The sequence below is a fragment of the Sulfitobacter sp. genome (genome assembly GCF_041552635.1).
Classification (GTDB): domain Bacteria; phylum Pseudomonadota; class Alphaproteobacteria; order Rhodobacterales; family Rhodobacteraceae; genus Sulfitobacter.
In genome coordinates this window covers 1-10,832 of the sequence record NZ_JBFEKM010000141.1, presented here as the reverse complement: position 1 = coordinate 10,832, position 10,832 = coordinate 1, and the positions used below count along the sequence as shown (strand labels likewise).

The window sequence follows — 10,832 nt, the reverse complement described above, 5'->3', positions numbered from 1 at the left end:
AGGTGCCGATATCATAGGGCGCGCCGATATAACGCCCATCTGCCTGCGCGATCTGCATCAACTGATCCCCCATCGAGGTCAGCATAAGTTCATCCCGCTTGTCGCCGTTCAAGTCACGGCTTGCGATGCCCATTCCCCACAGCGAAACCGTATCCCACCCGTCATCTGCAGTCAGAAAGCGGCGGTCCCTTATGTCCCAAAGCTGCTCTGACCCGCCGGAGACATAATAGTGTCTATCGTTGGATATGCGCAGTGATTTTCGCCCGCGCGCATCTGACGATGCCAGCATCGAAAGGGTGCAAAACCCGGGGGTCAGAAGCTCGGCGCGATAGCTGGGCGTATCGCCATCCTGAGGATTCAGAATCGTCTGGGTATCGCAGGTGCCAAATGGCCCGTCAGGGTTTATGCGGTCAACGTAATGACCGACAGCCAGGGTCGGAAAACGTGCGCCCGTGTCCCACCACGCGGTAAACGCAGTGGTCCATTGATCAGTCTGCGGGATATTCCAGCGTGCTGTCACATCGGTGAAAGTGCAGTCAGGCCCCCCTTGCAAAACACGATCAGGCCCGACGCGCATGACATAAAGATCCAGCACCCCGTCCCCGTCAATATCTACAGGATATGCACCGGTCACGCCTGTTATTTCACCCGCCACAGAGACTTCATCAAAGGCGATTTTCCCTGTTTCAGAGACATTTTTTAACAAAATCATCGGCGATGTGCCGCCCGCAGCCACCAGATCGGGCCGCCCGTCGGCAGAACATTCAAACGCCGAAACACCGCCCCCGACGAAGTGTTCCCATCCGCCTGTGTATTGGTGGTCGGGCAGGGCAGCGGTGATATCCTCGAACAGCGGATCAGCGCAAACAGCGCCCCCCATCATACAGAAAATCGACGTCAGGCGGGCAATCACGCAACATTCTCCCCCAGAAGGGCGGTGGTGACGTTGGACAGGGCCAAAGCAGCGGCACCCTTTGCCCACACAGATCCGCCCCAAGCCTGAATATCGACTGGGGTGGGCGTACGTCCGGCGGGAAGAATCATGCTGTTCATCTCGGCCAACATATCGTCGGCCGTTAGATAGTCATAGCGCATGCGTTCGCCGCTTAGGATGATCCGCTCGGGGTCGAATAATTGCACGATATTCGCCAGACCGACGCTTAGGAACCGGCCCGCGCGACGGAAGATCGCTAATGCGGCCTCGTTCCCCTCGTTTGCCTGTTCGTAAAGCGCTTCAATCATCGTGACAGCAGAACTATCCAGCCTTGGGTCGCGGCCTAGGGCAGTTCCGGCCTCTCGGGCAAGGGCGTAGTCAGCGATATAGGCCTCAAGACAGCCGCGCTGACCGCAGCGACATAGGGCACCATCCAACTGCACTTTGGTATGGCCCAGCTCCATTCCTGGCCCCAAGGCCCCCCTGAACAGACGGTTGTTCAGCACCAGCCCCATACCAACGCCGCGTTCAATCGTGACAACGGCAAAGTTCGAGATGCCCCGGCCAGCCCCAAACCACAATTCGGCAAGCGTCAACAGATTGGTATCATTGTCCAAAGACACAGGCAGCCCCAACGCGCTTTGTAGCATTTCGCGCAAGGGAATTTCAGTATCGGTCATCACGGGCGACCATTTCACAACACCGGTACAGGCGTCGACAATGCCGGGCAGCCCAATTCCGATCGCACTGATTGACGCTTGTGATTGGCCGGATTTCTGCAAAAGCTTCCTTGTTAGGGTCGAAACCTCAGCTAAAATCTTATCGGTCGTTTGACACAAGGCACCGCTGGCCAGTTGGGCTTCGGCAATGACGGTACCGGCAAGGTCCATCAAGACGGCGGTATGGCGTTCATCCGACAGCTTCATCCCGATGACGAACCCGCTGTGTGGTGCCACACGCAAGGCAATCGGGGGCCGCCCGCGACTGGGGCCGCGCTGGCTGTCTTCGACTTCTTGCAGCAGACCACGCGCGATCAGATCAGAGGTGATTGTCGTCACGGAACCGGGGCTGATGTCCAGCGCGCGGGCAACATCCATGCGCGGCATATGTCCGGCGGCGCGGACCTGTTCAAACACTTGCTGACGCAACGGCCGCGTGTCATTCTGAGGCATCGCCAAGCAGGGCCCGCAGCCCAATGAGGCTGTTTCAGCACCTTCCAGCGAGGCGTGTCGAATTAATTCGCTTGCCAAATTTTATCCCCCAATCGCGGCAGCTTTAATCAAAAACCCCGCCTCTCCCACCTGAAATAAGCCGCTTTTTGCCGGTCTCTGTCAAATTCTTTATCCTCATTTGCAAAATTTATTTTGACAACTGAATTAAATTGCGCAACCTCAGAGATACGAAGAACCCGAAGCCACCAAAGGCAATCGGAACATTTCATCTGGGAGGAAAGAAATGCGTAAACTCTTTATGGCAGCGGCTGTCGCCACTGCCGGATTCACCCACGCCGCCACAGCCCAAGACATCACTGTCGGCGTTAGCTGGTCCAACTTTCAAGAAGAACGCTGGAAAACTGACGAAGCCGCGATCAAGGCAGCGCTTGATGCTGCAGGTGCGAAATACGTCAGCGCAGATGCGCAGTCGTCCTCGGCCAAGCAATTGTCCGATGTGGAAAGCCTGATCGCCCAAGGCGTTGATGCCCTGATCATTCTGGCACAAGACAGCCAAGCGATTGGCCCAGCCATCACAGCCGCGGCTGACGAAGGTATTCCGGTTGTTGGCTATGACCGTCTGATCGAAGATCCTCGTGCGTTTTACCTGACATTCGACAACGTCGAAGTTGGCCGCATGCAGGCCCGCGCGGTTCTGGAAGCAATGCCAAAAGGCAACTACGTCATGATCAAGGGTTCGCCCACCGACCCGAACGCTGATTTCCTGCGTGGCGGCCAGCAAGAAGTCCTGCAATCCGCGATTGATGCGGGCGACATCACCATCGTTGCCGAAGCGTACACCGATGGCTGGTTGCCTGCCAACGCACAGCGCAACATGGAGCAAATCCTGACAGCGCAAGATAACAAAGTTGATGCGGTTGTTGCATCTAACGACGGTACAGCTGGTGGGGCGGTTGCAGCCCTGACAGCGCAAGGCATGGAAGGCACACCCGTTTCCGGCCAAGATGGCGATCACGCTGCGTTGAACCGCGTTGCCATGGGCACACAGACCGTTAGCGTTTGGAAAGACGCCCGCGATCTGGGTAAAAACGCTGCTGAAATCGCAGTCGCCCTTGCTGGTGGTACTGAAATGGGTGCCGTTGATGGCGCGCAGGAATGGACGTCGCCAGGCGGCACAACCTTGTCCGCCAAGTTTCTGGCCCCCGTGCCGGTTACCATCGACAACTTGAACGCCGTTCTGGATGCCGGCTGGATCACCAAAGAGGCGCTTTGCCAAGGTGTTGCAGACGTCGCAGCCTGCCAGTAATCAAAACAATTGCATCCCGGCCCCGGTCGGGATGCACCCCCCTTTATTCCTTTTATGCGCGGGCCTTTGCCTTACCCGAGGTCCTGACCGCTGAAAGAAACCGCGACCCAATCCGGAAGCCAATTACATGACAGATACATCAACACCCGGTACTGATTCACATCCGTCACCGACAGCCGCCAAACGTTCGTTCCTGACCCAGCTCGAGATCGACACACGCTTGTTGGGCATGATCGGTGCCTTTGTTCTGGTGTGCTTGGTCTTTAACGTGCTGACCGACGGACGTTTTTTGACGCCGCGCAATATTTTTAACCTGACCATCCAAACCGTCAGCGTCGCCATCATGGCCACTGGCATGGTGTTTGTGATCGTCACCCGCCACATCGACCTTTCTGTGGGGGCCATGCTCGCGACCTGTTCAGCCGCGATGGCAATCACCCAAACTGACATTTTGCCCAAGATGCTGGGGCTTGGCCTTGGTCATCCGTTGATCCCTTGGATTACCATAGCAGTTGGTCTGGTCGTGGGTGCCGTGATCGGCGCGTTTCAGGGATGGCTTGTGGGCTATCTGACGATCCCTGCCTTTATCGTGACACTTGGTGGTTTGCTGATCTGGCGGAACGTGGCGTGGTATATGACGGACGGCCAAACCATCGGCCCCCTCGATGAAACATTCCGCAAGCTTGGTGGTATCAACGGGACGCTGGGCGAAACTTGGTCTTGGATTGTTGGCATCATCGCAGTGCTGCTCGCGCTTTGGGCGCTATCGGCCTCGCGGCGCAACAAGGTCAACCATGGTTTCCCGGTCAAGCCCGTCTGGGCAGAAGCGATTGTCGGACTGATCATCGCTGTCGGTATCCTTGGCTTTGTTGCGATCCTGAATGCCTATGAGGTGCCAACCGCCCGCCTGATCCGCGAATTCAAAGCAAGCGGTGAGGTGATGCCAGAGGGCTATACAGCGGCTTACGGCATCCCCTATTCCGTGTTGCTGCTGATCGCGATTGCAATTGCCATGACCGTCGTTGCGAAACGCACGCGGCTGGGGCGGTATATCTTTGCGACCGGGGGCAACCCTGATGCGGCGGAACTGTCCGGCATCAACACACGAATGCTGACGGTGAAGATATTTGCCCTGATGGGTGCCTTGGTGGCGTTGTCTGCGGTTGTCGCGTCGGCCCGTCTGACGAACCATTCAAACGACATCGGCACGCTGGATGAACTGCGCGTGATCGCCGCTGCGGTGATCGGCGGGACGGCCCTTGCTGGTGGCATCGGTACCATTCACGGCGCGATCCTTGGCGCGCTGATCATGCAGTCGCTGCAATCGGGCATGGCCATGGTGGGCGTCGACGCACCGCTGCAAAACATCGTTGTGGGGGCTGTTCTTGTCCTCGCCGTTTGGATCGACATTGTCTATCGCCGCCGCACGGGAGGGAAATGATATGACACCTTTAGTAGAGCTCAAGAATATTTCGCTGTCCTTCGGGGGCGTTCGCGCTGTCGATAACGTGTCGCTTGATCTGTATCCGGGCGAAGTTGTCGGCCTGCTGGGCCATAACGGCGCGGGTAAATCGACGCTAATCAAGATTTTGGCCGGTGCGTACCAGATGGACGAAGGCGAAATCTGGATCGAAGGCAACAAGGTCAATATCCAGTCCCCCCGTGATGCCCGCCGTCACAACATCGAAACGATTTACCAGACGCTGGCGCTTGCCGATAACCTTGATGCGCCAAGTAACCTGTTTTTGGGGCGCGAATTGACCAACCGTTTCGGTCTGGTGGACGACGCCAAGATGGAGGCAGAGACCCGCAAGATCATGGCGCGGCTCAATCCCAACTTTAAGAAAATAAGCGAGCCTGTTTCGGCGCTTTCTGGTGGTCAACGGCAATCGGTAGCGATTGCGCGGGCGGTATATTTCAATGCGAAGATCCTGATCATGGATGAACCCACAGCCGCCTTGGGTGTGCACGAAAGCAAGATGGTCGCGGACCTGATCAAGGAACTGAAGGCGCAGGGCCTGGGCATCTTCCTGATCAGCCACGACACCCGCGAAATGCTGGATCTATGCGACCGCGTATCGGTGATGAAGAACGGCACCATGATCGGCACTGAAAAAGTCGGTGACGTGACCGAGGATGACATCCTGAGCATGATCATCATGGGCAAGGCGCGCGACGCGGCCTAGGCTCTGATAAAAGGAAAAACCATGTTTCTAGGCCTTGATCTGGGCACCTCCGGCCTGAAAGCCCTGCTGGTGGACCGTGATGAAAACATCATCGCCGAAGCCAACGCCCCCTTGCAGGTATCGCGCCCCCACGACGGATGGAGCGAACAAACCGCTGATGATTGGTTCACCGCCTGTGCGGCCGCAGTGCGTGGTTTGGGCGTTGACCTAAGCGGCGTCCAAGGCATCGGCCTAAGCGGTCACATGCATGGCGCGACGCTGATCGACGCAAACGGCGCGGCGTTGCGCCCCTGTATGCTGTGGAACGACACCCGCGCTGCTACAGAGGCCGCCGAGATGGACGCCAACCCGATCTGGCGCAAAGTGACGGGGAACATCGTTTTCCCCGGCTTTACCGCCCCCAAAGTTGAATGGGTCCGGCGGCACGAGGCCGATACCTTTGCAAAGATCGACAAGGTGTTGCTGCCCAAAGACGCGCTGCGGTTTTGGTTAACAGGCGAGGCCGTTTCAGAAATGTCCGACGCCGCTGGCACCAGCTGGCTGGACACCGGCGCGCGCGACTGGTCGGATGAATTGCTGGCGCTGTCGGGTCTTTCACGGGCACAAATGCCCCGCCTTGTTGAAGGGTCCGACGTTTCTGGCACCCTGACCGGATCAATCGCCGTCAAGCTTGGCTTGCCTGCGGGCATTCCTGTCGCGGGGGGCGGTGGTGATAATGCTGCCTCTGCCATCGGGATGGGCGTTGTGAAACCGGGTCAGGCGTTCGTGTCGCTTGGCACATCTGGCGTGTTGTTCGCCGCGACGCCCAGCTATGCCGCCGCACCAGAGAGCGCTTTGCACAGTTTTTGCCACGCGCTGCCGGGTCTGTGGCACCAGATGGGGGTGATCCTGTCTGCAACGGACGCGCTGAACTGGCTGGCGGGTATGCTGAACGAGGATGCACAAAGGCTGACCGGTGATTTGGGGCAATTGAAAGCACCCAGCCGGACGATTTTCATGCCGTATCTCGGCGGCGAACGCACACCTCACAATGATGCAAAAATTCGCGCGGGTTTCCTGCATCTGGGCCACGCAACAGACCGTGCTGCGATGGTCCGCGCGGTTCTCGAAGGGGTCACCCACGCCTTGCGCGACAGTTTTGACGCGATGGCGTTGACCGGTACCAAGATCGACAGCCTGATCGCGGTCGGTGGCGGGTCGAAATCCGACTACTGGCTCAAGGCCATTGCGACATCGCTGGATATGCCGATCCAATTGCCTGCTGCTGGTGACTTTGGTGCCGCCTTGGGCGCTGCGCGCTTGGGACGCATGGCTGCGACTGGCGCAGGTGCCGAAATCGCCGTCCCACCCCCCGTTTCCCGCGTGATAGAGCCTGATTCAAAACTTGTTCCAGCCTTTGCCGACGCGCACGCCCGCTATTCCGATACATACCGCGCGGTTAAATCTCTGCGCTGACCTATCCATAAGGACCCCTCCCATGACTGAATTTTTCGATGGTATCCCAACAATCACCTATGATCCCGACGCGACCCATGATTTCGCCTATCGCAGCTATAACCCTGACGAAATGCTGATGGGCAAGACGATGGCCGAACATCTGCGCTTTGCCGTCGCCTATTGGCACAGCTTTGCTTGGGAAGGCGGCGATCCGTTTGGCGGCCAGACGTTCGAGCGTCCCTGGTTTGGCAACACAATGGATCACGCACGCATCAAGGCGGATACCGCGTTCGATATGTTCAAGATCCTAGGCCAGCCGTATTTCTGTTTCCACGACGCCGATGTGCGCCCCGAAGGCGATACATTCGCCGAAAGCACAGCGCGTCTGCACGAAATCACCGATTATTTCGGCGAAAAGATGGAACAGACCGGCACCAAATTGCTGTGGGGCACAGCGAACCTGTTCTCGAACCGGCGCTATATGTCCGGTGCGGCGACCAACCCCGACCCTGATGTCTTCGCCTACGCCGCCGCGACCGTCAAAGAATGCATCGACGTGACCCACAAGCTGGGTGGCGAAAACTATGTGCTGTGGGGCGGGCGCGAAGGCTATGAAACGCTGCTGAACACCGACATGAAACGTGAGCGTGAACAGGCCGGCCGTTTCCTGCAAATGGCGGTCGAATATGCACGCAAGATCGGTTTCAAAGGCGGCATCCTGATCGAGCCCAAACCGCAGGAACCCACCAAACATCAGTACGACTACGACGTCGCCACCGTTTATGGTTTCCTCAAGGATTTCGGACTTGAGAATGAGGTGAAAGTGAACATCGAACAGGGGCACGCGATCCTGGCGGGACATTCGTTTGAGCACGAGTTGGCGCTGGCGTCCGCGCTTGGCATTTTCGGGTCGATCGACATGAACCGCAACGATTACCAGTCGGGATGGGATACCGATCAGTTCCCCAATTCCGTGCCCGAGGTCGCTTTGGCCTATTACGAAGTCCTCAAGGCAGGCGGTTTCACAACTGGTGGCACCAATTTCGACGCCAAGCTGCGCCGTCAATCGCTGGATGCGCAGGATTTGATCCTTGCCCATGTCGGTGCGATGGATGTCTGTGCCCGTGGGCTAAAGGCAGCCGCCGCGATGCTGGAAGACGGCAAACTGGAAGCCGCCCGTGAGGCACGTTATGCGGGCTGGGGATCGGATCGTGGTCAGGGGTTGCTGAACAGCGACCTTGAAACAATCAACGCGCAGGTCAAAGCAGACGCATTGAACCCGCAGCCTGCTTCGGGCCGGCAGGAAGCGTTGGAGAATCTGGTGAACCGTTACCTTTGATCCGGCCAATCGCGCGTTTCAAACAACGCTCAGCCCCAAACGTATTCTAGTGCGTTTGGGGATCTACGAAGCTGCGAACAGTCTCTAACGCACCAGATAGGGCTTTGCCTTCGGGGTCTTGAAGTGCAGCGTGCCGCAATCGAGCCACCCATTCAGCAGCGTCCGGTCGCCCCTTCAAAAGCGCTGCACCGTTCATCACGCTATCAAATTTGGTTTGGCTTCGGGCGTGGGTGTCAGAATACCCCTTGATCAGCCGCCGACAGCGCAAAAGTTCAACGCTTAGCGCATAATCAGTGGCAAGCGGGTCAATGCTGCGGCTTAACCAGGCGTCAAGATGGGCAACCTCAACCGCGTGACGGCGGGTTTTCAAACGGTAGGATTTCAACCCGCCCAAAACGTGCAACATTGCAAAAGCCGGCAGACTGTCGGTGCGCAAACGCCGGCCTTTTCCAAACCAGCGATCCAGTCGGTCCATGGTCTTGGGCTGCCCTTCGATCCGTGCGCCAAGTCCGGCAGGCAGCAGGCCCGCAATTTCTTCGGCGCGGGGATGGAAATATTCGGTGAGCTGCATGACCTGATCCGGCTTTGCGCCCATTTCTGTCCTGATCCGATCAAATCGGGGCTGCCGCGTCTTGATGTCAGCAACGCGAATGATGTCATCATACGCCATCGCATTGGCGACATATTTCGCGGCTGTGATGCTAAGCAGCCAGTCATTCTCGGCAGCATCAAGCGCGATTATTCCATCAAGGCGTTCCAGATAAGTGCTGCCGTAAGCGCAATCCTGAAAGTCCACGACCTTTTGCAATCCTGCAAGTGCCATCGATTGCACGCTCGACGGCAGGGCTTCGACCCTTACGATCAGCTTCTCCCAATCTTCCACAAGGGTTTGCGGACCCACGATTTTGGCGCTCGCGTCAGAGATCTCTTTGACGGGCTCAACGCCCGCATGCGCGGCCTTAAACCCCTCCGCAAAGGCGCGCAGACTGGCATCAACGCCTTTGCCGCTCTGACGAATCGAATCTTCGAAGGCGTCGCGCGAAAACGGCAGCGCCTCAGACGCGGCCAAAGCGCCGAACAGGCTTGCCGAGATCACTGACCCTTGGGCGACGGCCAACCCCTCCATATCCGCCAAAATCAGTCTCTGTGCGGCAATTTCTGCAGCGGCGCGGACTTCGTCAGCGTTTGCGATGCCGTCCCCCGGAACCGTTTTTTCGGACACAGCCAAGGCCCGGTGGGTCGATCCGATCAGCGTCGTACGGTCCGGCGTCACGAAACCGCGTAAAACGGCGCGACCGACCTCCATCATCTCGGCCGCGATCAGGATATCGACGTCACCGGCTGACGGGGCCAGTGCAAAAATCGGCTGGTGGTCGGTTTGGGGCGTCATTTCGATATAGTAGATCGTGGCACCTGTGCGCTGCGCCACGCCTGCAACGCTGGTGGCCTGCACCTCATAGCCTTGGGCGCGGGCAAGCGTTTCGATCCAGGCAGTCAGCACGCCGCCGCCCTGCCCGCCGACAGCCATGACAGCCAATTTCGTAATCTGCGCCACGCGCGCATCTGGCGTTTTCGCAGGGATCAACGCGTTCATCGCAGCACCAACCGTTTCGTATCGCGCCGCTGTTGCAGCCAAGCGATCACCTTGCTGCGTTGCTTGGCGCGCCATGCCTCAAACCCAGTCGGGTTATGCACGACATCGGCTTGATAGAACGACGGACACAAAATTGCGGTATCGGCGACTTCCCCACAATTTCCGCAGCCGACGCATGTCTGATCAATATGCGCCACGGGGTCGTCACGCAGCGGGTCATCAAGTTTTTTTAGCGATAGCGACGGGCAACCGGACAGGCGGATACAAGCATGATCGCCCGTGCAAACATCCGGATCAACGCCAAAACGCGGGATATCGACGCGGCGGCCTTCTTTGATCGCCTGATTGCGCAGCGGTTTTTCGCGCCGTTGCTTGTTCAGCATACACTCAGAGGACGCAACGATCACCTTGGGACCCGCGTAATCGGTCGTCAGTGCCTCGCGCAGAACCTCGCGGACTTTGCCGACGTCATAGGTGCGGTCAATCTGGCGAACCCATTCGACGCCGACCCCCTTAAGTGCAGCGGAAATCGGATTATTCGTAGATTTAGTGTCGTTTTTCGCGCGGCTGGACAGGACATCCTGCCCACCTGTCGCAGCGGAATAATAGTTATCAACAATGACAGCGACAGTATCGGATTTGTTGAAAACCATGTTCCCGATCGAAGAGCTAAGCCCGTTATGCCAAAAGCCACCATCGCCAAGGATCGAGATTGCGCGCCGTTCACCGCCGCCATCAAACGCAGCGTTGGACGCGGGGCCAAGCCCATAGCCCATGGTCGCGCCGCCGATCTCAAACGGCGGCAGCGCAGCAAAAAGATGGCAGCCAATGTCGCCGCTGATTTGATGCTTGCCCAATTCCTGT

General features: G+C 57.9%; 9 protein-coding genes. 5 read left to right on the top strand and 4 right to left on the bottom strand.

Annotated elements, in window-relative coordinates:
• Positions 1 to 883, bottom strand: an 883-nt coding sequence (locus ABYT07_RS15415) for an FG-GAP repeat domain-containing protein (RefSeq protein WP_372992930.1), incomplete at its 3' end; no start/stop codon positions are given.
• 26 nt (positions 884 to 909) lie between these two features.
• Positions 910 to 2,106, bottom strand: coding sequence for an ROK family protein (locus ABYT07_RS15410; protein ID WP_372992929.1), 1,197 nt, complete (start codon positions 2,104 to 2,106; stop codon positions 910 to 912).
• Between the two features lie 283 nt (positions 2,107 to 2,389).
• Between ABYT07_RS15410 and xylF the strand changes: the two genes are divergently transcribed.
• From xylF to xylA, 5 genes are all read left to right on the top strand, one after another.
• The gene (gene xylF, locus ABYT07_RS15405; protein WP_372992928.1) at positions 2,390 to 3,412 is read left to right on the top strand and encodes a D-xylose ABC transporter substrate-binding protein; all 1,023 of its coding nucleotides are present in this window, start codon (positions 2,390 to 2,392) and stop codon (positions 3,410 to 3,412) included.
• Between the two features lie 127 nt (positions 3,413 to 3,539).
• Positions 3,540 to 4,853, top strand: a complete 1,314-nt coding sequence (locus tag ABYT07_RS15400; protein WP_372992927.1) for a sugar ABC transporter permease — start codon at positions 3,540 to 3,542, stop codon at positions 4,851 to 4,853.
• Position 4,854: 1 nt separating this feature from the next.
• The gene (locus ABYT07_RS15395; RefSeq protein WP_372992926.1) at positions 4,855 to 5,598 is read left to right on the top strand and encodes an ATP-binding cassette domain-containing protein; all 744 of its coding nucleotides are present in this window, start codon (positions 4,855 to 4,857) and stop codon (positions 5,596 to 5,598) included.
• Positions 5,599 to 5,619: 21 nt separating this feature from the next.
• Positions 5,620 to 7,053 (top strand): xylulokinase, encoded by a 1,434-nt coding sequence (gene xylB, locus ABYT07_RS15390; RefSeq protein ID WP_372992925.1) that lies wholly within the window; start codon positions 5,620 to 5,622, stop codon positions 7,051 to 7,053.
• A gap of 22 nt (positions 7,054 to 7,075) precedes the next feature.
• A complete protein-coding gene (gene xylA / locus ABYT07_RS15385) occupies positions 7,076 to 8,374 on the top strand; it encodes a xylose isomerase (RefSeq protein ID WP_372992924.1) in 1,299 nt (432 codons plus the stop codon).
• 46 nt (positions 8,375 to 8,420) lie between these two features.
• Here the strand turns inward: xylA and ABYT07_RS15380 are convergent, their stop codons facing one another.
• Both ABYT07_RS15380 and ABYT07_RS15375 read right to left on the bottom strand, forming a co-directional pair.
• Complete coding sequence (locus tag ABYT07_RS15380; RefSeq protein WP_372992923.1) at positions 8,421 to 10,043, bottom strand: indolepyruvate oxidoreductase subunit beta family protein; 1,623 nt, start codon at positions 10,041 to 10,043, stop codon at positions 8,421 to 8,423.
• A partial coding sequence (locus ABYT07_RS15375; protein ID WP_372992922.1) for a thiamine pyrophosphate-dependent enzyme occupies positions 9,965 to 10,832 on the bottom strand: 868 nt, incomplete at its 5' end. The genes ABYT07_RS15375 and ABYT07_RS15380, both read right to left, overlap by 79 nt.

Excerpts from the sequence above, each read along its gene's own strand:
- ABYT07_RS15380 (WP_372992923.1), bottom strand. The coding sequence starts at position 10,043 with ATGGCGCGCCAAGCAACGCAGCAAGGTGATCGCTTGGCTGCAACAGCG.
- xylB (WP_372992925.1), top strand. The coding sequence starts at position 5,620 with ATGTTTCTAGGCCTTGATCTGGGCACCTCCGGCCTGAAAGCCCTGCTG.
- xylF (WP_372992928.1), top strand. The coding sequence starts at position 2,390 with ATGCGTAAACTCTTTATGGCAGCGGCTGTCGCCACTGCCGGATTCACC.
- ABYT07_RS15410 (WP_372992929.1), bottom strand. The coding sequence starts at position 2,106 with ATGCCTCAGAATGACACGCGGCCGTTGCGTCAGCAAGTGTTTGAACAG.
- xylA (WP_372992924.1), top strand. The coding sequence starts at position 7,076 with ATGACTGAATTTTTCGATGGTATCCCAACAATCACCTATGATCCCGAC.
- ABYT07_RS15400 (WP_372992927.1), top strand. The coding sequence starts at position 3,540 with ATGACAGATACATCAACACCCGGTACTGATTCACATCCGTCACCGACA.
- ABYT07_RS15395 (WP_372992926.1), top strand. The coding sequence starts at position 4,855 with ATGACACCTTTAGTAGAGCTCAAGAATATTTCGCTGTCCTTCGGGGGC.